The organism is Mycobacterium sp. ACS1612 (genome assembly GCF_001667505.1).
GTDB lineage: Bacteria > Actinomycetota > Actinomycetes > Mycobacteriales > Mycobacteriaceae > Mycobacterium.
This window is the reverse complement of the sequence record NZ_LZHZ01000007.1, coordinates 1-22,434: the sequence shown is the minus strand read 5'-3', so window position 1 is coordinate 22,434 and position 22,434 is coordinate 1. Positions and strand designations below refer to the sequence as shown.

Below are 22,434 nucleotides of genomic sequence, written 5' to 3'. Positions count from 1 at the left end.
AAGCGTCAGGCGGGCAGCCTGTACCCGGCGGCGGACTGGCGCAACTGCCAGATCTGCGCGGGGCACAACTCGTTGACGGCCTGGTTGATCAGGTAGGCGCCCTGATAGTAGTCGGCCGTGTTGAAATCGGCCTTGACCTGGTCCACCAATTGCGCGTAGCTCATCTTGGACGCGACGCGGTCGCAGATGCTGTTGCCGTAGCCGATCGCGGCGTCGGCATTGGGGAAGTTGTAGCCGGGCCGCACGTGCACGTTGACGAGGTAGGCCACCACGTCCGCATTCGCGGACGGCGCCAGCGCCACCGCCGAGCACAGGCCCACGAAAAGCGCGGCGACGAGCGACTTCATGCGTAGTGAGCCTAATGCGCACCCTGCCGTAGCGCAGCCACCTACGCTATGGCGCATGAAGCTGATGGCTGCAGTGGTGCTCGGTTGCGGATTGATCGCGGCACCGATGGTGGCGGCAACAACCGCATCGGCGGTTCCGGTGTCGTGTGACGGGACAGCGCCGTCGTGCGTCCCGTACATCGAGCGCGGCGCCGTCCTCGGCGACGGATGCGTCCAGAACACGCGTTACAACCTCGCGCTCGACGCATCGGGCGGCACGCTGGCGTGCAGCGCCAAGGGGCAGTGGATCCCGTCGCCGCCGCTCGTCGGCATCCGCACGCTGCGCTCGCAGTGCGGTGAGGACAAGGGTGTGGCGTTGACCATCGACGGTGTGACGATGAGCTGCATCGGCGGTGCCTGGAGCGCCGACTACAGGGTGCCCTTCGCCTGACGGTGCTTGCGCGCCCGCCTGCGGTCACGCTCACCGGCCTGGCGGTGCCGTTCCGTGCGGCGGCGGTGTTCGGCGACGTCTCCGACGTTCCGATCGGCGGCTTGCTCGTGCGTCTTCGCCGCCTGATCGTGCGCGGCGGCGGCTGACATCAACTTCTCGACTGCGGCGAGGCGGCCCTTGAGCGCACGTAACGTGGCTTCCTCGGCGCGCTGGACGGCGGTCTTGTTGTCGTGGGCCGTGACGGGGTCGCCGTTGAGCAGTCGCGCGCGAAGCTCCTTGAGTTCCTTGGCGCGCTGTTGCGCCGCCTCGCGGGATGTCTCACCCATATGACGCCTCCTGGCGCCCGATTTTAAGCGTCACCTGCGCTGCGGCCGGGGTTGACCCACGATGCGGCGGCGCCGATCACCATCATCACCGCGGCCGCGGTGAACACCACAACGAGGCCGGCGTGGAACGGTCCCGAGATCAGGTGGGGGAAGAAACTCTTACCGGTCAGAGTCGCGGCGTCGACGCCGGGTTGGTGCAGCGCGCCGGATGATTGAAGTAGTTCTGCGATGGGGTTGTAGCCGAGGAACGCCGCGAACAAGCTGCCGACCGGCGGCAGGTCGGCGATCTGATGGGCCACGCCCGCGGCCACACCTTGTTGTTGAAGCCCGGAACTCAACGCCGCAGGCAACGAGTGCGCCAGGCCGGCGATCATCAGCGAGAAGAAGGTGCCGATCGACAGCGACATGCCCGCGTTGGTGAAAGTTGCCCGAATGCCGGAGGCCGCGCCGCGTTCGGCGGCGGGCACGCTCGACATGATGGCGGCGGTGTTGGGTGAGGTGAAGATGCCGCCGCCGAGCCCGTTGAGGAAGATCAGCACCGCGAACAGCCGATAGTCGAAGTTCACCGGAATGAGCACCAGCGCAATGAAAGTGGCTCCCATCAACGCCAGCCCGCCGACGGCGAACGGGCGCGAGCCCAGCCGATCGGACAGCGTTCCCGACAGCGGCCCGGCCACTAGGAAGCCGACGGTCATCGGCAGCATGTAGATGCCTGACCACAGCGGGGTCGATTCAAAGCTGTAGCCGTGCAGCGGCAACCAAATGCCCTGCAGCCAGATGATCAACATGAACTGCAGGCCGCCGCGGCCCACCGCAGACATCAGGCCCGCGAGGTTGCCGAGCGCGAACGGTTTGGACTGGAACAACCGGATGTCCATCATCGGTGCGCGCACCCGCATTTCAACCAGGCAGAGCAACGCCAACAGAGCCGCCGCCGCGCCGATTGCACCGAGCACCACGGGGTTGGTCCAGCCCGTGGAATGCCCGCCGTACGGCTGAATGCCGTAGGTGATGGCGGCCAGCAGCACCGTGAGTCCGATGCCGAACAGCAGTGTGCCGGGCCAGTCGAAGCGTGCCGGGGTCCGAACTCCCACCTCGCGCAGCGAGCGGTAACTCCAGATGGTGCCCGCCAGCCCCAGTGGCACGCCGACCCAGAACACTGCGCGCCAATCCCATTCGGAGAGCACTCCGCCGATCAACAGGCCGAGGAACTGGCCCGCGATGGCGGCGACCTGATTGACGCCGAGCGCCATGCCGCGCTGATGCGCCGGAAACGCGTCGGTGAGAATGGCCGCCGAGCATGCCATCAGCATGGCGCCGCCGATGCCCTGAAAGACTCGCCAGCCGATCAGCCAAACGGCCCCGCCGCCGAGGTGAAACGGATCGAACGACAGGGCGATGGCGCCGACGGTGAAGACGACGAAGCCGAGGTTGTAGATCCGGACGCGCCCGAAGATGTCGCCGAGTCGTCCAAGCGGGACGACGAGGACCGCCGTCGCGACCAGGTATCCCATCAGCATCCACAGCAGATAGCTGACGTTGCCGGGAGCGAGAGGGTTGAGTCCGATGCCACGGAAGATCGCAGGCAGGGAGATGAGCACGATCGAGCTGTTGATCGCCGCCAACAGCGCGCCCAACGTGGTGTTGGACAGCGCAACCCACTTGTAGTTGGGATGTTCCCGATCAATCCGGTTGCGGCGCCGTGCCGTTTCGGCCGCGGCCTCGGCCTTGGAGTCGACGATCGGCGGTGAGGCGTCCAGGTCAGTGGTCACGGGTCGCGGTTACCCCGGCGCGGCAAGAGAACCTCAGCTTCCGCCTGATTCACAGCAGATGTCCAGCTTAGGGTTCCCAACCTGGATGTTCGCTGAAAGTCGTTTCACGACAACAGAATTGGGCATTCGCGTCGGCATGACTCACATGGTGGTTTTGGCAGCGTCGAACAACGTCGAGGCTGTGGGTTTGATACTGCGCGGCATCACGGGCATCTTCGTTGCGATCGGCAGCATCATCGCCGCGATCGTCTGCGGATTGGTGGCCGCGATGAAAGGCCGGAATCCCCTTGGTTGGGGGATCGCCGGATTGTTCTTCAGCATCCTGACGCTGATCGTCGTCATCGTCATTCCGCGTAAGGAGTCGTGACGGCATGGCGCGACATCGGACTCGGTGTCGCTGCCAAGTGCGGCGGGCCGGCTAGAACCAGACTTTTCGGCCGCCCACAGGGCGACCGACGGCGCCGAGGATCCACAGCACAACGCCGACCACGATGAGGATCGCGCCGATGGTGTACAGGATCGACAGGCTCGTGAAGTAGCCGATTATCAGGAGAATGATACCGAGGATGATCATGGTGACTCCGTCCGGAGGCGAACGAACTTAGGACTGCGAAGAGAATTGCCAAATCCGTAAAAATCGAAACCTGCGATGCCGGATTGGGCGGAGGCGACCGATCATCAACGGAGTGGACCTGCCCGTGCTGGCGTTACTCGCCGTCATAGGCCTCGTCGGGGGAATCGGGATCACGACGGTCGGACCCGGGGGCGTGCTGCCCACCATCGGACTACCGGCTATCCCCGGCGGAGGTGGCCGGCACGGCTATCGTCATTCACATCGGGACGGGCTTGGTCAACTTCGCGCGGGTCATACCCGGGCCTCGCACTGATTCTGGCCTCGACCGCTCTTATTGACACTCCGCGTCACGGTGGTCGTCGGCGCAGTGGTCGCGGCCGCCGCCGGGATGGTCTGGTATCGAGGCCTGCGCCCAAGCTCAATCGATCGTCATCGCCACGGTAGGGACGCTGGGAGACCTACTTCACGGCACGATCGACTGGCCGTTGGCTGCCCGCATCGGCATCCCCGAACTCGCCAGCGTGCTCATCGGTTGGAAACTCGCGCACGCGCTACCCGCCCGTGCCCTGGGATCATCCTCACCGTCGTGCTGTGCGTGCTCGCCATGTATCTCATTGCCGGGTGATTCACCGCTGCGCCGTTATCAGAACTTCAGAAAACCACAACTGAATCGGCAAATTGCGCGACCACACTCGATGCCGCACCCGAAAAACTGTGGAGCAACGAGGAATTGACGCAATGAAAGCAATCGTAATAGGCGCTGCAACAGCATTGGGCGTCTTGGTTATCGCGACGGCCGGCCCGGCGTCGGCCAGTCCGGCACTGTTCAACAACGGATTTGGCAATGCGCAAGAAACCATCAACGCTTTGGCGGCCAGAGGCTACAACGTGGCGCTCAACGGCGCGGTGACCAATCCGCTGTCCGGCTGCAAGGTGACCGGAGTCGAGGGTCTCGACGATTCGAACATCACTGCCGGCGGAACCCGAATAGACACCGCTGGGTTCGACACCGTTTATGTCGACATCCAGTGCAGGGGCGGGTAAATGACGCACACCAGCGAACAGCAATCACATCACCAAAACGAAAGAGAGCGAAGATGAGTCAGGAAAAGGAATTGTCGAGGATGATTCTCGGCGGCTGCGCCGTCGCCGTATTCGCGATGTTGTCGGCCGTCACAGCGCAGTTCGAATCCGCGCCGACGGACCAGGCCGCAGGGGTGTACGTCGGCGTTACGGCTGCAACCAAGGGGCCCACGGTGCCTCCCCACCGCCCTCCGATCCCATTCGCCAAGCCGGCGATCACCGGCCCGGCCAAGCTGCCGCCCGAAGAGCAAGGGCTTCCGGGGGACTAGACCCGCACCGCGGGCGTGGCCACCGCAGGAAGGCGCCGACGGCGCAAGGACTTCCGCAGTGGCCGCGCCACTAGTTGGTCATGGCGTGCGCCTCGCGCGAAGCGAATCCCCCAACGTCCAAATGGCCACTCCGATCAGCACCAGATCTTTGAGCAGAAATTGACCCGGTTGAGCCGACAGCACCGGCACGCCCGCGAGGTGGCCAACCACCACACCCGGCGTGGAGAACAGAAAGCTCAGCGTGCCGACGAAAAGCACGACAGCCAACGCGCTTCCGACAACTGCGGCGCGAGGCCAACGCGGCCCGACGGCGATCAGCACCGCGGCGACGATCTCCATCGTGCCCAGCCCGCGCGCGACTGCCACCGGGCTCAGGAAGTCGAAAATCCAACTCATCAGCGGACTGTGCTGGATGAGCACTTTGGCGTCCATCTTCACGTATTTGCCGAACCCGATCCAAGCCAGGACGACGACCAACCCGTACCGGGTGATCAACTGGCCTGCGTCGCTCAGGACTCTGTCGAAACGTGTCGTGGCGGCTGTTGAAGTGGTGGTCATGCATCGAGCGTGGCGTCGCACGATGACGTTTGATTAGTCAGTTTCTGACGATTCTCTGAAGAAGTGCCCTCGCTGCCGTTCCCAGCCAGTTCACGACGAAATCCACAGGCAGTATGTGGGTATGAGCATTGACGCGGCCCCAGCGCAGGGCCTTTGCGCGCTGGTCGTCGATGACGAGGCGCCACTTGCCTCCGTCGTCGCCGGCTATTTGAAGCGCGAGATGTTCGAGGTTCACCTGGCCCACGACGGACATCGTGCGTTGGATCTGGCACGCGAGGCCGATCCCGATGTGGTCATTCTCGATATCGGTCTGCCGGGTGTCGACGGCGTCGAGGTGTGTAGGCAGCTTCGCGCCTTCTCCGATGCCTACGTGGTGATGTTGACCGCGCGCGACACGGAACTCGACACCATCGTGGGGTTGTCGGTCGGCGCCGACGACTACGTCACCAAGCCGTTCAGCCCACGCGAGTTGGTAGCCCGGGTCCGAGCGATGATGCGGCGACCGCGCCGCACGCCGGACAAGAACATCGAAACAATCAGCCCACCGCGGCACTTCGGCACACTGCAGATCAACGTCGACGCGCGTGAAGTGCATCTCGACGGCTCACCGGTGATGCTCACCCGAACCGAATTCGACATCCTGGCAACGCTATCGGCGCGGCCGGGGGTGGTGTGGAGCAGAGGTCAACTGCTGCAATCGGTATGGGGCGACGCGTGGGTCGGCGCCGACAACGTGGTCGATGTCCACGTCGGTCGTCTGCGTCGCAAGCTGGCCGACGACCCTGGGGCGCCACGCTACGTCGTCACCGTTCGCGGCGTCGGGTATCGGATGGGGGCGGGATGATGCCGAGCCGTCATGGTATCGGACTGCGTGTGCTGGTGACCATTCTGGTTGTGGTGATCGCAGGGATGGCGACAACCACCGTCGTGGCGATGGCCATCGGGCCGCCGATGATCCGCCGCCTGATGGATCAAGCGGTCGTCCCGGGGCTCAACGGCGTTCATCCGTACGAACGCGCCTTCCGTGATGCGACCGCGTTATCGGTCGGCATCGCCTTGGCGGTGTCGGCGCTGGCGACGCTGTCGCTGAGCTATTACCTGAGCAGGCGGGTACACCGCTCGGCGACCGCGCTTTCGCGCGCAGCGTCGGCAGTTGCGAACGGGCACTACGCTATTGCCGTTCCGGCGCCCGGGCTTGGGAAGGAGTTCGACGCAGTCGCCGCCGCATTCAACACGATGGCACAGCGGCTCGGTGCCGCGGAAGACACGCGCCGGCAGATGCTGGCCGATCTGGCGCATGAGATTAGGACGCCGGTCTCGGTGCTCGAGGCATACATGGAAGCGCTCGAGGACGGAGTCCAACCCCTGGACGCGGAAACCATTGCCACACTGCGTGATCAGACGCGCCGTCTGACCCGGTTCAGTGTTGACGTGACGTCGCTGGCTGTCGCCGAACTGCGCACGACGTTCATCGACGCCGTCTGGACATCACCGGCGGAGCTGGTCTCTTCGGCGGTGTCGGCATTCGCGCCTCGGTACACCGCCAAGGGGGTGGCGCTGCGTGCGCAGACCACGGCCGGGCTGCCGAAGCTGTGGGCTGACCCCGAACGGCTCGCACAGGTGCTGAGCAACCTGCTCGACAACGCGCTGCGCCATACCGGCGCGGGTGGCGAGGTCAGCGTGCTGATGTTCGACAACGACGAGGAACTCGTCATCGCCGTGTCCGACACCGGAGATGGCGTTGCGCCCGAGCATCTCGGCCGGCTGTTCGACCGGTTTTACCGGGTCGACTCCGCCCGCGACCGCAGGCAGGGCGGTGCGGGCATCGGCCTGTCGATCGCCAAGGCGCTCGTCGAAGCGCACGGCGGGCACATCGAGGCCCACAGCGAAGGACACGGGACGGGCTGCACCATCAGTATCGGTCTGCCCTACCGCGGGCTGACTCAAGAGAAGGCCTTCCTGGATGGCTACCAGCATGGCGAGGACGATCGACTCGACGTCCGTCTCGGGAGGTAGTTCGCCACGCGCAGCGATGACATTGAGTCCGTCGCGAATCATGTTCTCCCATTGAGTGAATGACCCCGTGAGAGGTCAGCGACATCGTGGCCGCCTCAGACGCGTTGAGCTGTCTCGGGGGCTTTTTGCGGCGGCGCGAGCCGCTGCCTTGGGCTGACATTGCCAGACGGGGCCTAGGCGGGGTCGCCAGCGGCGGGGGTGCGGGCCAGTCGTCGAGACAACGGCAACAGGAGCAGCAGGCTGACGATGGCCACGACCACCACCATGACCACCACGCTGGGATTGTCGAAGCTTTGTCCGCCGACTACCAGGGCGGCGGCGATGTTGCGTTGGGCGGTGCCCAATCCCAGCACGGGCCGGGTGCCGGCAGCTGGCCCGCCCAGCGCCCACCCGGCGCCGTAGCCGATTGCGACGAACAACAGTCCGGCCAGGATGGCGCGGGTACCAAACACCGAGAGCACGTTCTGGAAGTTGACCACTACCAGCAGCACCACCACGGCGACGAGACCGAGGCTGGACAACCGGTCACACCAGGGTTTGGCTGCCGCGGCGGCACGGGGCAGTTTGGCGTTGACCGCAAGCGCAACAGCCAACGGTAGAAGCATCAACACGATTAGAGAACGGGCGATCTGTCCTGGGTTGACCGACACGCCCGGCAGCAGCAGGGGCAGCACGAGCGGGAGATAGCCGACGGTGATGACCATGAGCATCACCATCAACGCGACCGCGAATGCAAGGTCCCCCCTGGCGATCTGGGCCAATTTGGGTAGGAATGGTGCCCCTGCGGCGGCGCCGAGCAGCAACAAGCCGACGCCAAAGGGTTCATCGAGACGCAGCACCTTCGCCAGCAGCACAGCGACGGCGGGCATGAGTACGAAATTGGCTAGCAGCGACAGGCCGACGAGGCGCAGATTGCGCAGCGGAGCGGTGATCTCGCTGATCCTGAGGCTCAGACCCATCGCCACCATGCTCGACACGACAAAAATCAGGGTCGCGATTGGCACGGCGTGCTGCAGGACGGCCATCATGGTGCTGACCTCGATCCTGGGGACTTGGCACTTTCCGTCGGATAGGAGTTCTCTCGAACGTTTGTGGGCCTGGATGAGAGGCGACAGCAGCGAGGGATCAGGACTGCCGCTGCAACCGCACTGTACTCAACCCGCGGTTCTGCCGATGCGTTTCCACTGTCGGGCCCGGCTGCAGAGATCGCGTTGGTGCCGTTGCATGAATTCGCGAGAACACCAACGGACTTCTGGTGAAGTCACTGTCCGAATCTGCAGCGGCGCAAGGTTAGTTCGGTCCCAGGAGGCCTCCCCAGAGGCAATGCCGAGGCTGACGCGCTCACTCTTAACAACTCGTACTCACCGGTGAGTGTGGGCAGCGGGCGAGCAGAACGGACGGTCAGCAATCACAGAATGGCCCCTTACCTCTATCGCAGGCAGAGAGGGCTATGGCGGTGGCGGAGGGATTTGAACCCTCGGACGGGGGTTACCCGTCACACGCTTTCGAGGCGTGCTCCTTAGGCCGCTCGGACACGCCACCGCGTGGCAGCTTACCGGCCTACCGCGGTGCTGATCCAATCGCTTCGGTGCGGTGGCAGAGAATCAGGTCGTGACCAACCGGATCCAGGCCCTGCTCGGCGTCGATTATCCCGTCGTCCAGGCACCGATGACCTACATCGCGAGGGCCGAACTGGCTGCGGCCGTTTCCGAGGGCGGCGGCCTCGGCATGATCGAGACGCTGACCCCCGAGGGCCGCGCCGACCTGCACCGGGTGCGCGAACTCACCGACCGCCCGGTGGCGGCCAACCTGATGATCCAGGGCTGGAAACGCGATCCGTCGATCGTCGACGAACTGGTCGCAGCCGAGGTGCGCCACGTTTTCACCTCCGCGGGCGACCCCGCACTGTTCACCGCCCGACTCCACGACGCCGGCATGATCGTCGTCCACGTCGTGGGATCGCTGAAGGGCGCGAAGAAAGCTGCGTGCGCGGGCGTCGACGCTCTGGTGGTCGAGGGTGTCGAAGGCGGCGGGTTCAAATCTGCCCTCGGCGCGTCGACGCTGGTACTGCTCCCCCTCGTCGCGGACGAGGTCGACCTGCCGATCATCGCGGCGGGCGGCATCTGCGACGCCCGGTCGGCGGCCGCCGCCGTCGTACTCGGCGCCGAAGGCGTTCAAATGGGCACCCGCATGCTCGCCAGCCACGAGGCCGCCGTGCACGCCAACTTCAAGAACGCCATCATGGCCGCCGCCGACGACGGCACCGTGATGCTCGACATCCCCGGCAATCCGACCATGCGGGTACTGCGCACCGGCCTGGCCGCCCGGGTGGCCGCCAACGACCCCGACGTACAACTGCTCGGCCGGATCACCGACCTCTACTTCGACGGCGACATGGACGTCAGCGTCGCCAACACCGGCCAGGTGTCGTCGCGGATCATCGACCTGCAGCCTGCGGCGCAGATCGTCAAGCAGACTTGGTCGGAGATCGAAAACGTGTTGCGCGACAGCGGATCTCGGCTCGGCTAATCCGATCGCTGTCGCGCGAAGAACGCCTCCAGCGGCGCCGCGCATTCGTCCGACAGCACCCCGCCGCGCACTTCTGGCCGATGCGTCAGCCGACGGTCACGCACCACGTCCCACAGCGACCCGACCGCACCCGTCTTCGGTTCCCACGCACCGAACACCAACCGCTCCACCCGCGCCATCACCAGCGCACCGGCACACATTGTGCAGGGTTCGACCGTGACCGCCAGCGTGGCGCCTTCCAAACGCCAGCCGTCGCCGAGCGCGGACGCCGCCGCACGTAACGCGAGGATCTCTGCGTGCGCGGTGGGGTCGCCGGACTCTTCGCGCATGTTGGCCGCCCGCGCGAGTTCGGTGCCATCCGCAGCGACGATCACCGCCCCGATCGGCACATCGCGAGGCCCCGCGGCGCCCGCGGCCTCCAACGCAACCCTGATCAGGTCCTCGTCGGATTTCACCGACCCCAGCCTGTTGGTCGGTTCACCGACCGAGACGGTCCAGCACCGCCGACAACTCGTCCGCGAAGCCCATCTCCCGCGCGATGCGGCCCAACTGCTCGTCGGCGTAGAGGTCGGATTCGTCGAGGATGACGCCCAGCACCGCCTCCGGCAGACCCACGTCGGAAAGCAGGCCGAGGTCGCCCTCCTCGAACGGGTCGGCCTCTTCGAGTTCCTCCGGTGATATGTCGTTGTCGAGTTTCTCCAGCACCTCGGCAGCGATGTCGTAATCGAGCGCGGCCGTCGCGTCCGACAGGAACAGCCTGGTTCCCGCTGGCGCCGGCCGTACGATCACGAAGAATTCGTCGTCGACGTCCAGTAGGCCGAAAACAGCACCAGCGCTACGCAATTCGCGCAGTTCGTTCTCCGCTGCGGCCAGGCTGTTCAACGCGGCCTTGCGCATGGCCGAACAGCGCCACTTGCCGTCCTCGCGGACGACGGCAACCCCGAACCCGTCGGGCATGTCTGCCGCCGGTGCACCCTGTGCTCCCATGAGGGGTAACGGTAGTCCCGAGGTCGGGGCTTTACCAGCACTGGAAGACCAAGGCTGACGTCGGGCGACGCGGTTCGTGTGCCAACCTTGCAAGGTGACGAACACACCGATTTGTGTGGTGGGGCTCGGGTTGATCGGGGGCTCGGTGATGCGGGCCGCCGCTGCCGCCGGGCGTGAGGTCTTCGGGTACAACCGCTCGATTGACGGGGTGCAGGCGGCGAAGTTCGACGGCTTCGACGCCACCGAGAACCTCGACGAAGCGTTGGCCCGGGCCGCTGCTAGCAACGCCCTGATCGTGCTCGCCGTGCCGGTGCCTGCGTTACCCGCGATGCTGGCCCGCGTCCGCGACACCGCGCCAGATTGCCCGTTGACCGATGTGACCAGCGTGAAGAGTTGCGTGCTGGACGAGGTCCGTTCGTTCGGACTACTCGACCGCTTTGTCGGCGGCCACCCGATGACCGGGACCGCACACTCCGGATGGGCGGCCGGCGACGCCCGCCTCTTCGTGGGCGCGCCATGGGTGATCGCCGTCGACGACCACGTCGACCCCGACATCTGGGCGCTGGTGATGAACCTGGCGCTGGAGTGTGGATCCGTCATCGTCCCGGCTCGCTCCGACGAGCACGACGCGGCCGCAGCCACGATCTCGCACCTTCCGCATCTGCTGGCCGAGGCGCTGGCGATCACCGCGGGTGAGGTCCCGTTGGCGTTCGCATTGGCGGCAGGGTCGTTCCGCGACAGCACCCGGGTCGCGGGCACCGCGCCCGACCTCGTCCGCGCCATGTGCGAGGCCAACGCCGACGAATTGCTGCCCGCACTGGAACGCACGCTCGCCCTGCTCGGCCAGGCGCGCGACGCGTTGGCCGCGGAGAACCCGCTGACCGACCTCGTCGAATCGGGGCATGCCGCCCGCGTCCGCTACGACAGCTTCAGTAGGCCCGACATCGTCACCGTCGTGATCGGCGACGAGAACTGGCGCGAAGAACTCGCCGCGGCGGGCCGGGCCGGCGGCGTAATCAGATCCGCTCTGCCAACCCTGGGTAGTCGAGGATGAAACCGTCCTCGTCGACCGTGATGGTGGTCTCGGCGACCGGCGAATGCAGCTTGATCCCGTCGGGCGCGCTGCTGTAGGTGATGACAGAGGGCTCCACCGACAGTTCGGGCAACCGCACGTATACCACCGGACAGTTGATCGAGTCGCTGCGCTGATAAAGCCCGGTGCGCCGGATCGGCAGCGCGTTGAAGAACGGGCTGAAGATCACGTCGACGTCGAGCGCGCCTTCGTAGGCGGCGCGTTTTGTCTCACCGGTGTGCTGCTGCACCAGCCACATGTTCTCCTCGTCGCGCGCGATCGACAGTTGACGTTCGCGTGCGGCGAGCGTCACGGTCAGCGACAGCCGCTTGGTGCCGCCTCCCTCGTCGGTGACCAAGTCATAGGAGGCCGAGAACGCCGGATGCGACGGCGTGGCCGCGGCAACGATCCTGCCGTGCGCCTTGATCCGCTTGCCCGACAGCTGAACCCGGACGGATTCCATCCTCGGGACGTCATGGGCGCGCCACGTCAGGGTTCGCGGCCACGACGCCTTTCGCTCCTCGCTCCCGCGGGCGCTATCCATCTCCTCAGAGCGACCGTCACTCATACCTCTACCGTAGGCGAAGGATCGCCTCGTTCGTAGCGGGCTACCGAAGTGCTTTCGGGACGCCGTCCGGACTCGAGCGCGACCTCGTCGCCGAGCAGCGGTTGCGGCATCTTCCGACGCCCCTGCAACCGGCCGGTCCCTGGCACAGACAGCCAGACCGCGAACGCGAGCACGGCGTCGAGAATCAACGCCAGCGCGGTGACCATGAGCGCGCCGACCAAGGCGAGATAGAACTCCCGCACCTTGATCCCGTCGATCAGGTACCGCCCCAGCCCGCCGAGGCTCGCGTACGCGGCGACGGTCGCGGTCGCGACGATCTGCAGCGTCGCCGTGCGCAGCCCACTGAGGATCAGCGGCATCGCGTTCGGCACCTCGACCCGCAGCAGTACCCGGGACTCCGTCATCCCCATCGACCTGGCCGCGTCGACCACCAGCGGATCCACGTTCGCGATCCCGGAGTACGTCCCTGCCAACAGCGGCGGGATGCCGAGCAGCATCAGCGCCACGGTCGGCGGGATCAGGCCAAGCCCCCACAGCAGCACGCCCAGCAACAGCACACCCAGCGTCGGTAGGGCGCGAAGCGCGTTGACGCCGGTGACCACCAGGAAGGTGCCGCGGCCGGTGTGCCCGATCAGCATCCCGATCGGCACGGCGATCAGCGCCGAGAAGAGGACCGCGACGACGGTGTATTGCAGGTGCTCGAGGATGCGTGCGGTCAGGCCTGCGGGACCTTCCCAGTTGGCCGCGGTGAAGATGAACGAAAGTGCTTGTTGCAGAAAGTTCATGCGGCCGCTCCCGCGGTGACTTTCTGGCGCCGCGCCCTCGGCGCGTTGGCCCCTCGCGTCCACGGCGTCAGCGCTTTCCCGACGAGCAAGATCAGCGTGTCGATGACGATGGCCAACACGAAGATCGCGATGATGCCCGCGATGATCTGGTCACTCTTGTTGGCCTGATAGCCCTCGGTGAACCAGGTGCCCAGGCCCCCGATTCCGATCACCGAACCGACAGACACCATGGAGATGTTCGTGACGGCCACCACGCGCACGCTGGCGGTGAGCACCGGAACGGCCAGTGGCAGCTCGACTTTCAGAATCCTGGCGATCGGTTTATAGCCAACCGCGGTGGCCGCGTCCAGCACCGCGGGTGACACCGCGTCCAGCGCCTCGGGGACCGCTCGCACCAGCAACGCGACGGTGTAAAGCGTCAGCGCGACAATGACATTGGCCTCGTCGAGGATGCGGGTCGGGATCACCAGCGGCAGCACCACGAACAGCGCCAGCGACGGGATCGTGAAGATGATGCTCGCCGTGACCGTCGTCAGCCTGCGTAGCGCTGTTGTCCGCTGCACCAGCGCGCCGAGCGGCACGGCAATGATCAACCCCAGCACGATCGGCACCAGGGACAGCCGCAGGTGGATCAGCGTCAGCGTCCACAGATCGTCCAGATGCGTGAGCAGATACCGCATCCGCTACCCCAGTTCCGGCACGCGGCGCTGTTCGCGCAGCAGCTTGAGCACATCGTCGGCGCGCACGCCACCGATCAACTGGCCGTCCTCGCCGACCGCCACGCCCAACCCGGACGGCGACGACAGTGCGGCGTCGAGAGCCTGCCGTAGCGTGCCGTCCGGCCGGAAGAACGAGCCGCCGCCGATGGTGCTGTCGTACAGGGAGTTTCCTTTGCGGTGGACCTCGACGCCCTCGGCGTTGATCCAGGCGTACGGTGTGCCGTCGGCCCTGGTGACCAGCGACCACTCTCCCGGTTCCAGCATCAGGCCGTCGACGTCGTCGTCCACGACGGTCTTGATCTCGTGCAGCGGCAGGCCTGCCGCATGGAAGAACTGCAAACCGCGGTAACCGCGGTCGGCGCCGACGAATCCTGAAACCAGTTCGTTGGCGGGGTTCGACAGCACGAACGCGGGGTCGGCGTATTGCAGCAGTGTGCCACCGCGGCCGAACACCGCGACCTTGTCGCCGAGCTTGACCGCCTCGTCGATGTCGTGCGTGACGAACACGATCGTCTTGCGCAATTCGCTTTGCAGCCGCAGGATCTCGGTCTGCAGTTCCTCGCGCACCACCGGGTCGACCGCGCTGAACGGTTCGTCCATCAACAGGATCGGCGGATCTGCGGCCAAGGCGCGGGCCACGCCGACACGTTGCTGCTGACCGCCGGACAGCTGCGCCGGATACCGGCTGCCGAGCTTGGGATCGAGTCCGACGCGTTCCATCACTTCGAGCGCGGACTTGCGTGCGCTGCGCCGTGATTCGCCGCGCAGGACAGGCACCGTGGCGACGTTGTCGACGACCCTCAGATGCGGCATCAACCCTGCGCTCTGGATGACGTAGCCGATGCCAAGGCGCAGCTTCACCGGGTCGACCTTGGTGACGTCCTTGCCGTCCACGGTCAACGTGCCCGAGGTCGGATCGATCATCCGGTTGATCATCCGCATGGACGTGGTCTTGCCGCAGCCGGAGGGACCGACGAACACTGTGAGAGTTCCCTGCGGAACTTCCAGTGTCAAATCGTCGACCGCGACGGTGCCATCGGGATATTTCTTGGTGACTTTCTCGAATGTGATCACTTTTTCACCGGCTTGTCGAAACCGTTGTCCTTGATCCACTGTGCCGCCGCCTCGTCGGGATCCACTCCCTTGTTTCCCTCGACGGCCGTGTTGAGTTGGATCAGCGCCTCCGTTGTCAGTTTGGCGCTCACGGCGTCCAGCACTGTCTTGAGTTCGTTGGACATCTTCTGCGAGGCCACAAGCGGAACGACGTTGGCAGCGAGGAACACGTTTTTCGGATCTTCGAGCACCACCAGTCGATGCTGCTCGATCGCCGGTGAGGTGCTGAAGATGTCGGCGGCGGTGATGGTGCCGCTCGTCAGCGCCTGCACGGTGGCGGGGCCGCCGCCGTCGCTGATCGCGATGAAATTCGCGGGCGCGATGTCCAATCCGTACTTGTCCTTCAGACCCACCAGACCGGTGACGCGGGTCTGAAACTCCGACGGGCCGCCGACTTTCACCTCGGGCGAGTGCGTCGCCAGGTCAGCGATGGACTTCAGGTTCCACTTCTGCGCCGTCGCCTCCGTGACCGCGAGGGTGTCCTTGTCCTCCGCGGGCGACGGATACAGGATCGACAGATCGCCGGGCAGCGCCTTGAGCAGACCCAGCAGCACCGCGTCGGGCGTGGTCGCCTGCGTCTCCTTGTCGAAGTACTGGAGCAGATTGCCGGTGTACTCCGGAATCAGGTCGATGGAGTGGTCTTGCACCGCGGGGATGTAGGTCTCGCGGCTGCCGATGCCGAACTGGCGGCCCACCGTGAAGCCGTTGGCCTCCAACGCCTGGGCGTAGATCTCGGCGATGATCTTGGATTCCGTGAAGTCGGCGGAACCGACCTTGATCGACTTCAGATCGCCGGATATCTCACCACCGCCGAGCGGATTGGAACTGCCACACGCTGCGGTTATCAGCGCGAGGACGGCGGCCAGGATCGCCAGGATCGATCTACGGTTGCTCGACATACCCAAAATCCTCTCGGCGCATAGGCTCCCCCGGACACTAGCGAGATGCGGGTGAGAACGCCGCCCTTTAGGTCACGGTGCGCGCCGATATGGTTTCTTTCGATGCCTCGAGGGGCAAAGATAAAGCCATGACCAGCGATCCCTCCGCCTCGCCCGATCGCCCGTTGGGCGAGGTTCCTCCGCTGCCCCCTGGAGAGCCGGATCCGACGGCCACGCCCGGTGAATACCTGATGTCACCGAAGTCTGCGGTCAAGTTCACCCGCGCTGCGGCGCTGTGGTCTGCGCTCATCGTCGGTTTTCTGATCCTGATCTTCCTGCTGGTGTTCATCATGCAGAACACCGATTCGGTGACCATCCACTTCTTCGCGTGGGAGTGGAATCTGCCGTTGGGCGTTGCGATTCTGCTCGCCGCGGTGTGCGGCGGGCTGTTGACCGTCGCAGCAGGAACGGCCCGCATCATTCAGCTGCGTCGCGCGGCCAAACGGAATCTGAAGGCGGGCCCCTAGCCGCCAGCGCGCACTTGGGCCGCGATCACCTCGGGGTGGGTGTACGGGATCATGTGGTTCCCGTCGACGGTCAGCAGTTGTGTACCCGGCGGGGTGTCGGCCAGCCTGCGGGCGTGGTCGATGCTGATCAGCTTGTCGTCGAAGGCGGCGATGATCACCGACGGCACACGAATCTGCGCGACGTTGTCGTCGATCCAACGGGACGTGTCGTCGAACTCGAGTTGTTCCGAGGCGTATGCGGCCAGGTTGCCGGGCGACATGGTCACCGACAGCAGCCTGCGCGCGTACGCGGGATCCACCGGGGCAGGCTCGAACGCTCGCTCAGAGCCGCCGGCCACGATGAGGCGCTTGATGACGTCGCCCACGGTCACCTCGACAAGCGTCCGGACGACGGGCAGTTGCGTAAAGCGGATGTAATGGGCGTTGAACCGGTCCATGGGCTGCGACCTGGTGCCGCCGGCGCCGGGTGCGACGAGGATCATTTTGGCGATGTCCTGCGGATAGCGACGGGCGAGGCCCAGCGCCACCGCACCACCGAACGAGTGCCCGACCACGATCGCCGGGGAAAGCCGCAACTGCGTGAACATTTCGTGCATCAGCTCGATCTGCTGCTGGTACGGTAACCAGCCGCCCTTCGACCAGCCGAACCCCGGCCGGTCGAGCGCGATCACACGCCTGCCTTGCAGATGAGGCAAGACGGGGTCGAAATCGTCATGCGTACCGGGCAGTCCGTGGATCATCACGACCGGCGGCCCGGCACCGGGCTGCTCGCGATAGTGAATGTCCTTGCCTCGCAGGCTGATATGCGTCCCGTCGGACTGAGGCATGGCCGGCAGCTTGGCGACGGTGAGGTTGACGACCGTCACCGCCACGATCAGCACCACCACTGACCAGAGGCCGAAGCGGACGAACCGGCGCATGTCAGCCCAGCACGCGTAAGCCCTCGGCCACCAGTGGCGCCACCGCCTGGTCTACGGCGTCGGCATCGTCGGCGACGCCGCCACCCATCCTCGCCCGGAACGCGATGCCCGCGGCGATGATCGCGACCTTGAAGTAACCGAGCGCCATGTAGAAGTCCCAGTTGTCCAGCGGCTGTTGCGCCGCAACGAAATACCGGTTGGCCAGTTCGTCGACGTCGGGCATCAACGGTGATGCCCATGCGGAGGCGGCGTGGATCATGTTGAACATCGGATGCCGGTACACGCACATCAGCGCGGCGTCGCTGAGCGGATCACCCAGCGTGGACATCTCCCAGTCCAGTACGGCAACCACCTTGGTGGCGTCGTGGGAATCGAGGATCGTGTTGTCGATCCGGTAGTCGCCGTGCACGATCGAACTGCGGCTCTGCGGCGGAATCGCCTCTGCCAGAGCAGAATGCAATCTTCTGACGTCAGCATCGCAGGGATCGTTCTCGCGCCGGACCAGCTCCCACTGCCCGCCCCAACGCCGCACCTGCCGTTCCAGATAGCCGGTGGGTTTGCCGAAATCGCCGAGCCCGACAGCGTCGGGGTCGACGGCGTGCAGATCGGCGAGCACCCGGATCAGCGCGTCGACGCAGTCGCTGATGACGCTTTTGTCACCGAGCTTCTCCAGTTCCTCGTCGTAGCGAACGACGCGTCCTTCGACGTGCTCGACCATCTGGAACGGCGCACCGAGCACGGAGTCGTCGTTGCTCATCGTGACGGCCCTCGCGACCGGCACCGGGGTGTCGGCCAGTGCTGCCACCACCTTGTACTCGCGCGCCATGTCGTGCGCGGACGGTGTCAGGCCGTGCAGTGGCGGCCTGCGCAACACCCACTTGGAGCCGTCGTCGAACACCAGGAAGGTGAGGTTCGACCTGCCGCCGGAGATCAGCTCGGCGCGCAGTTCACCGCTGCGGGGAATGCCGGTGGACTGCAGGTGGCGATCCAGGGCGTCGAGATCGAGGCCTTCGAGCGAGGTAGTCACCGAACTTGTCTACCACCGCCGGTTTCGCGGCAGCAGGTCCCATACGTGCTCGGTGCCGTTGACGGCGGCGACGTACAGGTCGCCCTTGCGCGACGACAGCAGCCGGGTGATCCCGGCGTAGTCGACGTTGACACACAGGATCTTCTCGGTGCGCATGATGGTGTGCACCAGCCCGTTGATCACCCCACCGTGGGTGAACACCGCGACCGTGTCCTCGTGCTCGCCGGCGTCGGCGATGGCGCGGATGCCCTCGTTGATGCGGGCCAGAAAGGCGTCTTCGTCGACGCCGCTTGGCAGGTGGCCCGCTGCGAGCCGCGCCAGTTGCTCGGGGTACTCGGCGGCGATCTGCTCGACGGGGATGTAGTGGGCCATGTCGCGGTCGTATTCGGCGAGCCGGGCGTCGACCTCGATGGGCAGGCCGAGCGCGTCGGCGACGGGCTCCGCGGTCTGCACCGACCGCCGCTGCGGGCTGCTGATCAGCCGCTTGACGGGAAACCGCGCCAACGCGTCGGGCAGCCTCTTGGCCTGCTCGATGCCTTCCTCGGACAGGTCGGGGTCCGAGCCCTGGCCGGGTTCAGTGCGCAGCGGGAGCGCGTGCCGGATGAGTAGTAACTGCACCGTGCCACCATAGGGTGATGGGTTACGCCGACGAACTCTTCGATCTCACCGACCGGGTCGTGCTGATCACCGGCGGTAGCCGCGGACTTGGCCGTGAGATGGCCTTTGCCGCCGCACACTGCGGCGCCGACGTGATCATCGCCAGCCGCAAATACGACACCTGCGTCGAGACTGCCAAGGAGATCGAGGCGGCGACGGGCCGTGCAGCGTTCCCGTATCAGGTGCACGTCGGACGCTGGGACGAACTCGACGGGCTGGTGGATGCTTCCTATGAGCGGTTCGGCAAGGTCGACGTGCTGATCAACAACGCGGGCATGTCACCGCTGTACGAGTCGCTGGAGTCGGTCACCGAGAAGTTGTTCGATGCGGTGGTCAACCTCAATCTCAAGGGGCCGTTCCGATTGACGTCCCTGGTCGGCGATCGGATGGTGGCCGACGGCGGCGGATCGATCATCAACGTGAGCTCGAGCGGGTCGCGGCGGCCGCGGCCCGAACAGTTGCCGTATTCGGCGGCCAAGGCGGGGCTGAACGCGCTGACCGAAGGGTTCGCCCTGGCGTTCGGGCCGACGGTACGGGTCAACACGCTGATGCCGGGACCGTTCCTGACCGATATCAGCAAGGCGTGGGACATCCCGGCGACGACGAAGGGTGCGCAGCACTTCGCGCTCAAGCGGCTGGGCAACCCGCCCGAGATCATCGGTGCCGCTTTGTTTTTGGCGTCCGACGCGTCGAGCTATACCAGCGGGTCGATCATTCGGTGCGACGGCGGCATGCCGTAATCACGGCTCGACGATGTTGAAGTCCGGGTCGGGCCGGTCCACGGCGGCGAGGACCGACGGCATTGCATTGGCGTCGCCAACCACGTCCATCCCCGGTGACGTCACATCGCCGGCGGCAAATGCCAACAGCCGCAACTTGTTCGCGAATGTGATGGTTGCCTGCGCGGTCGACTCGTCGGCGGGGCGCTGTCGGTAGACGAGCACGCCGTTGCGCACCGTGATGCGGTAATTGGTGGCGGTGTCGAGGAAGGTGATGTCGACGCCGACGTCGAGATCCCATGCCCGCGGCCCGTTCAGGTTGATGGCGAACGTGTCGAACAGTTGCTCGGGAGTCAACTGCGCCATCAGCGACGGCGACGCGGTCTGAGTGGGCGTACCGAAGTTGCCGTCTCGTAGTTCGGTCGCGCCCGACAGGAAGAAGTTGCGCCAAACCGCGTTCTCGGCGCCGTATGCGAGTTGCTCGAGGGTGTCGGCATACAGATCGCGGGCCGCGGCGTGGTTCTTGTCGGTGAAGATCGCGTGGTCCAGTAGAGTTGCGGCCCAGCGAAAGTCGCCGTCGTCGAACGCTTTTCGCGCGATGTCGACGACGTGGTCGATGCCGCCCATCGCCTCGACGTAGCGTGGTCCGATCGCTTCGGGCGGATGCGTCCACAGTCGGGCGGGATTGCCGTCGAACCACCCCATGTAGCGCTGATAGACCGCCTTGACGTTGTGGCTGACGGAGCCGTAGTAGCCGCGGGTGTGCCATGCCTTGTCCAGCGCAGGAGGCATCTGGAAGGTCTCGGCGATCTCGATGCCGGTGAAGCCCTGGTTCAACTGCCGCAGCGTCTGGTCGTGCAGATAGGCGTACATGTCCCGTTGCAGGGAAAGGAATTCGACGATGCGGTCCTTGCCCCAGGTGGGCCAATGATGCGACGCGAACACCACGTCGGCGCGATCGGCAAAGGTGTCGATGGCCTCGGTGAGATAGCCGGCCCACCCGTGCGGATCACGTACGAGAGCGCCGCGCAGCGTGAGGAGGTTGTGCAGATTGTGGGTGGCGTTCTCGGCCATGCACAGCGCGCGGAACTTCGGGAAGTAGAAGTGCATCTCGGCGGGCGCCTCGGTGCCCGGCGCCATCTGGAATTCGATCTCTACGCCGTCGAAGGTGTGCTTCTCGCCCGTTTCCCGGATGTCGACCGTCGGCACGATCAACGCGACTTCACCCAGCGACGGTGTCTGGCCGAGGCCGCAGCCGACCTGTCCTTGGGTGCCCCGCGACAGCACGGCCCCGTACATGTACGCGGCGCGACGCGCCATCGCCGTTCCCGCATAGACGTTTTCCTGCACCGCATGCTGGGTGAAGTGTTCCGGTGCGATCACGGCCACCTTGCCTGCGTCGACATCGGCCTGCGTGGTCACTCCGAGCACACCGCCGAAGTGGTCGACATGGCTGTGGGTGTAGATGACTGCCGTGACAGGGCGATTCCCGCGGTGCGCACGGTAAAGCGCCAGCGCGGCGGCGGCCGTCTCGGTGCATACCAGCGGATCGATCACGATGACGCCGGTGTCGCCTTCGATGAAGCTGATGTTGGACAGGTCAAGTCCGCGGACCTGGTAGATGCCTTCGACGACTTCGTAGAGTCCTTGCTTCGCGCACAGTTGGCTCTGTCGCCACAGGCTGGGATGCACCGACGTGGGCGCGTCACCGTCGAGAAACGAGTAAATGTCGTTGTCCCACACCACTCTTCCATCGGCGGCTTTGATGACGCACGGTTCCAGTGCGCCGAGGAAGCCCCTGTCCGCGTCTTCCTGATCGTGTGTGTCGGTGAATGGCAGAGTGGTCAGATGTTCGCGGTGTGCGGATTCGATGACGGCGGTCGGTGGCTTCTGCTCCATGGATCCAGACGATATTCACCCGATCGCCAAGCGGGCGGTGTTTGACTGATGCCATGGACGTCCGCCGAGTAGTCACCGGGCACGATGCATCCGGTAAGTCCGTGTTCGTCAACGACGAACTGGTGGCGGCATCGCCGACGACGGGCTTCCACCGACTGTGGGGCGGGGACACAACCCCGCAATTCCCGACGACGGCGCCATGCCCGAGCATCGGACATACTTCCCGCCGATCGGCGGATTCCGGTTCGGCATGTTCACGATTCCGCCGCACGCTGCCGCGGGCTCCGACATCGACCCGGCAGCCCTCGCGAATATCGAGACCGAGGCACCCGGATTGCTCCGCTACATGGACCCTTCCGATCCTGGCATGCACACCACCGACACCATCGACTTCGAAGTCGTGCTGGAAGGCACGGTGATCCTCGAACTCGACGACGGCGCCGAGGTAGTGCTGAAACCCGGAGACACCGTGATACAGAACGGCACTCGGCATCGATGGCGCAACGGCGGCGACACCGCAGCACGTCTGGCCGTGTTCATGTGCGGCGCCGCACACTCCGCATTGCCGGCGCGCTGAACCGTTAGGCGGCGTTGGGTTCGGGTCCGCCGGGGTGGTGGTCGTCTGGTGGGCGGAGGAGTCGTTCGGGGGTGTGGTAGGT

The 22,434-nt window shown here is 65.5% G+C and carries 28 protein-coding genes and 1 tRNA gene; 11 read left to right on the top strand and 18 right to left on the bottom strand.

Translation table 11 applies throughout. From position 1 onward, the window contains the following. Positions 1-5: 5 nt before the first annotated feature. On the bottom strand, positions 6-347 hold the full coding sequence (locus A5724_RS04150; RefSeq protein ID WP_067796672.1) for a DUF732 domain-containing protein: 342 nt from the start codon (positions 345-347) through the stop codon (positions 6-8). A 55-nt stretch (positions 348-402) separates the two neighbouring features. Between A5724_RS04150 and A5724_RS04145 the strand changes: the two genes are divergently transcribed. Next, positions 403-777, top strand: coding sequence for a hypothetical protein (locus tag A5724_RS04145; RefSeq protein WP_067796669.1), 375 nt, complete (start codon positions 403-405; stop codon positions 775-777). Here A5724_RS04145 and A5724_RS04140 read toward each other — a convergent pair. Beyond that, a complete protein-coding gene (locus A5724_RS04140; RefSeq protein WP_067796666.1) occupies positions 756-1,103 on the bottom strand; it encodes a hypothetical protein in 348 nt (115 codons plus the stop codon). The genes A5724_RS04145 and A5724_RS04140 overlap by 22 nt on opposite strands. A 23-nt stretch (positions 1,104-1,126) precedes the next feature. Next, positions 1,127-2,875, bottom strand: a complete 1,749-nt coding sequence (locus tag A5724_RS04135; RefSeq protein WP_156752124.1) for an MFS transporter — start codon at positions 2,873-2,875, stop codon at positions 1,127-1,129. Positions 2,876-3,020: 145 nt separating this feature from the next. Here A5724_RS04135 and A5724_RS04130 point away from each other — a divergent pair, with 145 nt between their 5' ends. Further along, positions 3,021-3,242: a deoxyribodipyrimidine photolyase gene (locus tag A5724_RS04130; protein ID WP_232004693.1), complete on the top strand. Its 222-nt coding sequence runs from the start codon at positions 3,021-3,023 to the stop codon at positions 3,240-3,242. Between the two features lie 51 nt (positions 3,243-3,293). Here the strand turns inward: A5724_RS04130 and A5724_RS33570 are convergent, their stop codons facing one another. Then, positions 3,294-3,449 carry a hypothetical protein gene (locus A5724_RS33570; protein ID WP_101951460.1) on the bottom strand — a complete coding sequence of 52 codons (156 nt, stop codon included), beginning with the start codon at positions 3,447-3,449 and terminating at the stop codon, positions 3,294-3,296. Between the two features lie 714 nt (positions 3,450-4,163). Between A5724_RS33570 and A5724_RS04125 the strand changes: the two genes are divergently transcribed. Continuing rightward, entirely contained in the window at positions 4,164-4,493 is a 330-nt protein-coding gene (locus A5724_RS04125) for a hypothetical protein (RefSeq protein WP_232004692.1), read from the top strand. 53 nt (positions 4,494-4,546) lie between these two features. After that, on the top strand, positions 4,547-4,801 hold the full coding sequence (locus A5724_RS04120) for a hypothetical protein (RefSeq protein WP_156752123.1): 255 nt from the start codon (positions 4,547-4,549) through the stop codon (positions 4,799-4,801). A gap of 78 nt (positions 4,802-4,879) precedes the next feature. Here A5724_RS04120 and A5724_RS04115 read toward each other — a convergent pair whose 3' ends face one another. Then, entirely contained in the window at positions 4,880-5,359 is a 480-nt protein-coding gene (locus A5724_RS04115; RefSeq protein WP_067796657.1) for a DUF417 family protein, read from the bottom strand. Positions 5,360-5,480: 121 nt separating this feature from the next. On the opposite strand from A5724_RS04115, the gene A5724_RS04110 reads away from it, so the two are divergent. Both A5724_RS04110 and A5724_RS04105 read left to right on the top strand, forming a co-directional pair. Next, entirely contained in the window at positions 5,481-6,203 is a 723-nt protein-coding gene (locus A5724_RS04110; protein ID WP_067796654.1) for a response regulator transcription factor, read from the top strand. Continuing rightward, a complete protein-coding gene (locus A5724_RS04105; protein WP_082964846.1) occupies positions 6,200-7,375 on the top strand; it encodes a HAMP domain-containing sensor histidine kinase in 1,176 nt (391 codons plus the stop codon). The genes A5724_RS04110 and A5724_RS04105 overlap by 4 nt, the downstream gene beginning before the upstream one ends. Positions 7,376-7,548: 173 nt before the next feature. Here A5724_RS04105 and A5724_RS04100 read toward each other — a convergent pair whose 3' ends face one another. Together A5724_RS04100 and A5724_RS04095 are read right to left on the bottom strand one after the other, a co-directional pair. Further along, entirely contained in the window at positions 7,549-8,403 is an 855-nt protein-coding gene (locus A5724_RS04100) for a bile acid:sodium symporter family protein (protein ID WP_067796651.1), read from the bottom strand. 423 nt (positions 8,404-8,826) lie between these two features. Continuing rightward, a tRNA-Ser gene (locus A5724_RS04095) sits at positions 8,827-8,917 on the bottom strand. Positions 8,918-8,986: 69 nt separating this feature from the next. On the opposite strand from A5724_RS04095, the gene A5724_RS04090 reads away from it, so the two are divergent. After that, a complete protein-coding gene (locus A5724_RS04090) occupies positions 8,987-9,904 on the top strand; it encodes a nitronate monooxygenase family protein (protein WP_067796875.1) in 918 nt (305 codons plus the stop codon). Here A5724_RS04090 and A5724_RS04085 read toward each other — a convergent pair. Both A5724_RS04085 and A5724_RS04080 read right to left on the bottom strand, forming a co-directional pair. Then, positions 9,901-10,359, bottom strand: a complete 459-nt coding sequence (locus tag A5724_RS04085; protein ID WP_067796648.1) for a nucleoside deaminase — start codon at positions 10,357-10,359, stop codon at positions 9,901-9,903. The two genes, A5724_RS04090 and A5724_RS04085, sit on opposite strands and share 4 nt — an antisense overlap. A gap of 22 nt (positions 10,360-10,381) precedes the next feature. Beyond that, positions 10,382-10,891, bottom strand: coding sequence for a tRNA adenosine deaminase-associated protein (locus A5724_RS04080; protein ID WP_067796645.1), 510 nt, complete (start codon positions 10,889-10,891; stop codon positions 10,382-10,384). 94 nt (positions 10,892-10,985) lie between these two features. On the opposite strand from A5724_RS04080, the gene A5724_RS04075 reads away from it, so the two are divergent. Continuing rightward, positions 10,986-11,945, top strand: coding sequence for a prephenate dehydrogenase (locus A5724_RS04075; protein WP_082964845.1), 960 nt, complete (start codon positions 10,986-10,988; stop codon positions 11,943-11,945). Here the strand turns inward: A5724_RS04075 and A5724_RS04070 are convergent. From A5724_RS04070 to A5724_RS04050, 5 genes are read right to left on the bottom strand one after another with little or no spacing between them, the layout of a single operon-like run. Beyond that, the gene (locus A5724_RS04070) at positions 11,908-12,507 is read right to left on the bottom strand and encodes a putative glycolipid-binding domain-containing protein (RefSeq protein WP_067796870.1); all 600 of its coding nucleotides are present in this window, start codon (positions 12,505-12,507) and stop codon (positions 11,908-11,910) included. The genes A5724_RS04075 and A5724_RS04070 overlap by 38 nt on opposite strands. A 20-nt stretch (positions 12,508-12,527) precedes the next feature. Then, a complete protein-coding gene (locus tag A5724_RS04065; protein WP_067796642.1) occupies positions 12,528-13,316 on the bottom strand; it encodes an ABC transporter permease in 789 nt (262 codons plus the stop codon). Beyond that, entirely contained in the window at positions 13,313-13,996 is a 684-nt protein-coding gene (locus A5724_RS04060) for an ABC transporter permease (RefSeq protein WP_067796639.1), read from the bottom strand. Before A5724_RS04060 ends, A5724_RS04065 begins: the two co-directional genes overlap by 4 nt. A gap of 3 nt (positions 13,997-13,999) precedes the next feature. Continuing rightward, positions 14,000-15,109 carry an ABC transporter ATP-binding protein gene (locus tag A5724_RS04055; RefSeq protein WP_067796636.1) on the bottom strand — a complete coding sequence of 370 codons (1,110 nt, stop codon included), beginning with the start codon at positions 15,107-15,109 and terminating at the stop codon, positions 14,000-14,002. Beyond that, positions 15,106-16,047 carry an ABC transporter substrate-binding protein gene (locus A5724_RS04050; protein ID WP_067796633.1) on the bottom strand — a complete coding sequence of 314 codons (942 nt, stop codon included), beginning with the start codon at positions 16,045-16,047 and terminating at the stop codon, positions 15,106-15,108. Before A5724_RS04050 ends, A5724_RS04055 begins: the two co-directional genes overlap by 4 nt. A gap of 128 nt (positions 16,048-16,175) precedes the next feature. Between A5724_RS04050 and A5724_RS04045 the strand changes: the two genes are divergently transcribed. Next, positions 16,176-16,553: a lipopolysaccharide assembly LapA domain-containing protein gene (locus A5724_RS04045; RefSeq protein ID WP_067796629.1), complete on the top strand. Its 378-nt coding sequence runs from the start codon at positions 16,176-16,178 to the stop codon at positions 16,551-16,553. Here A5724_RS04045 and A5724_RS04040 read toward each other — a convergent pair. The 3 genes from A5724_RS04040 to A5724_RS04030 are packed head-to-tail and all read right to left on the bottom strand — an operon-like array spanning position 16,550 to position 19,118. Further along, positions 16,550-17,473: an alpha/beta fold hydrolase gene (locus tag A5724_RS04040; RefSeq protein ID WP_067796625.1), complete on the bottom strand. Its 924-nt coding sequence runs from the start codon at positions 17,471-17,473 to the stop codon at positions 16,550-16,552. The two genes, A5724_RS04045 and A5724_RS04040, sit on opposite strands and share 4 nt — an antisense overlap. A 1-nt stretch (position 17,474) precedes the next feature. After that, positions 17,475-18,500 carry a phosphotransferase family protein gene (locus A5724_RS04035; RefSeq protein WP_067796622.1) on the bottom strand — a complete coding sequence of 342 codons (1,026 nt, stop codon included), beginning with the start codon at positions 18,498-18,500 and terminating at the stop codon, positions 17,475-17,477. A gap of 9 nt (positions 18,501-18,509) precedes the next feature. After that, positions 18,510-19,118, bottom strand: a complete 609-nt coding sequence (locus A5724_RS04030) for a histidine phosphatase family protein (protein WP_067796620.1) — start codon at positions 19,116-19,118, stop codon at positions 18,510-18,512. A gap of 17 nt (positions 19,119-19,135) precedes the next feature. On the opposite strand from A5724_RS04030, the gene A5724_RS04025 reads away from it, so the two are divergent. Beyond that, positions 19,136-19,897 (top strand): SDR family NAD(P)-dependent oxidoreductase, encoded by a 762-nt coding sequence (locus A5724_RS04025; protein WP_067796616.1) that lies wholly within the window; start codon positions 19,136-19,138, stop codon positions 19,895-19,897. Here the strand turns inward: A5724_RS04025 and A5724_RS04020 are convergent, their stop codons facing one another. After that, positions 19,898-21,775: an alkyl/aryl-sulfatase gene (locus A5724_RS04020; RefSeq protein WP_067796613.1), complete on the bottom strand. Its 1,878-nt coding sequence runs from the start codon at positions 21,773-21,775 to the stop codon at positions 19,898-19,900. A 199-nt stretch (positions 21,776-21,974) separates the two neighbouring features. Between A5724_RS04020 and A5724_RS04015 the strand changes: the two genes are divergently transcribed. Beyond that, a complete protein-coding gene (locus A5724_RS04015) occupies positions 21,975-22,352 on the top strand; it encodes a cupin domain-containing protein (RefSeq protein WP_232004691.1) in 378 nt (125 codons plus the stop codon). The last annotated feature ends 82 nt before the right edge of the window (positions 22,353-22,434 follow it).

Excerpts from the sequence above, each read along its gene's own strand:
- A5724_RS04150 (WP_067796672.1), bottom strand. The coding sequence starts at position 347 with ATGAAGTCGCTCGTCGCCGCGCTTTTCGTGGGCCTGTGCTCGGCGGTG.
- A5724_RS04145 (WP_067796669.1), top strand. The coding sequence starts at position 403 with ATGAAGCTGATGGCTGCAGTGGTGCTCGGTTGCGGATTGATCGCGGCA.
- A5724_RS04140 (WP_067796666.1), bottom strand. The coding sequence starts at position 1,103 with ATGGGTGAGACATCCCGCGAGGCGGCGCAACAGCGCGCCAAGGAACTC.
- A5724_RS04130 (WP_232004693.1), top strand. The coding sequence starts at position 3,021 with ATGGTGGTTTTGGCAGCGTCGAACAACGTCGAGGCTGTGGGTTTGATA.
- A5724_RS33570 (WP_101951460.1), bottom strand. The coding sequence starts at position 3,449 with ATGATCATCCTCGGTATCATTCTCCTGATAATCGGCTACTTCACGAGC.
- A5724_RS04120 (WP_156752123.1), top strand. The coding sequence starts at position 4,547 with ATGAGTCAGGAAAAGGAATTGTCGAGGATGATTCTCGGCGGCTGCGCC.
- A5724_RS04115 (WP_067796657.1), bottom strand. The coding sequence starts at position 5,359 with ATGACCACCACTTCAACAGCCGCCACGACACGTTTCGACAGAGTCCTG.
- A5724_RS04110 (WP_067796654.1), top strand. The coding sequence starts at position 5,481 with ATGAGCATTGACGCGGCCCCAGCGCAGGGCCTTTGCGCGCTGGTCGTC.
- A5724_RS04105 (WP_082964846.1), top strand. The coding sequence starts at position 6,200 with ATGATGCCGAGCCGTCATGGTATCGGACTGCGTGTGCTGGTGACCATT.
- A5724_RS04100 (WP_067796651.1), bottom strand. The coding sequence starts at position 8,403 with ATGATGGCCGTCCTGCAGCACGCCGTGCCAATCGCGACCCTGATTTTT.
- A5724_RS04080 (WP_067796645.1), bottom strand. The coding sequence starts at position 10,891 with ATGGGAGCACAGGGTGCACCGGCGGCAGACATGCCCGACGGGTTCGGG.
- A5724_RS04070 (WP_067796870.1), bottom strand. The coding sequence starts at position 12,507 with ATGGATAGCGCCCGCGGGAGCGAGGAGCGAAAGGCGTCGTGGCCGCGA.
- A5724_RS04065 (WP_067796642.1), bottom strand. The coding sequence starts at position 13,316 with ATGAACTTTCTGCAACAAGCACTTTCGTTCATCTTCACCGCGGCCAAC.
- A5724_RS04060 (WP_067796639.1), bottom strand. The coding sequence starts at position 13,996 with ATGCGGTATCTGCTCACGCATCTGGACGATCTGTGGACGCTGACGCTG.
- A5724_RS04050 (WP_067796633.1), bottom strand. The coding sequence starts at position 16,047 with ATGTCGAGCAACCGTAGATCGATCCTGGCGATCCTGGCCGCCGTCCTC.
- A5724_RS04045 (WP_067796629.1), top strand. The coding sequence starts at position 16,176 with ATGACCAGCGATCCCTCCGCCTCGCCCGATCGCCCGTTGGGCGAGGTT.
- A5724_RS04040 (WP_067796625.1), bottom strand. The coding sequence starts at position 17,473 with ATGCGCCGGTTCGTCCGCTTCGGCCTCTGGTCAGTGGTGGTGCTGATC.
- A5724_RS04025 (WP_067796616.1), top strand. The coding sequence starts at position 19,136 with ATGGGTTACGCCGACGAACTCTTCGATCTCACCGACCGGGTCGTGCTG.
- A5724_RS04020 (WP_067796613.1), bottom strand. The coding sequence starts at position 21,775 with ATGGAGCAGAAGCCACCGACCGCCGTCATCGAATCCGCACACCGCGAA.
- A5724_RS04015 (WP_232004691.1), top strand. The coding sequence starts at position 21,975 with ATGCCCGAGCATCGGACATACTTCCCGCCGATCGGCGGATTCCGGTTC.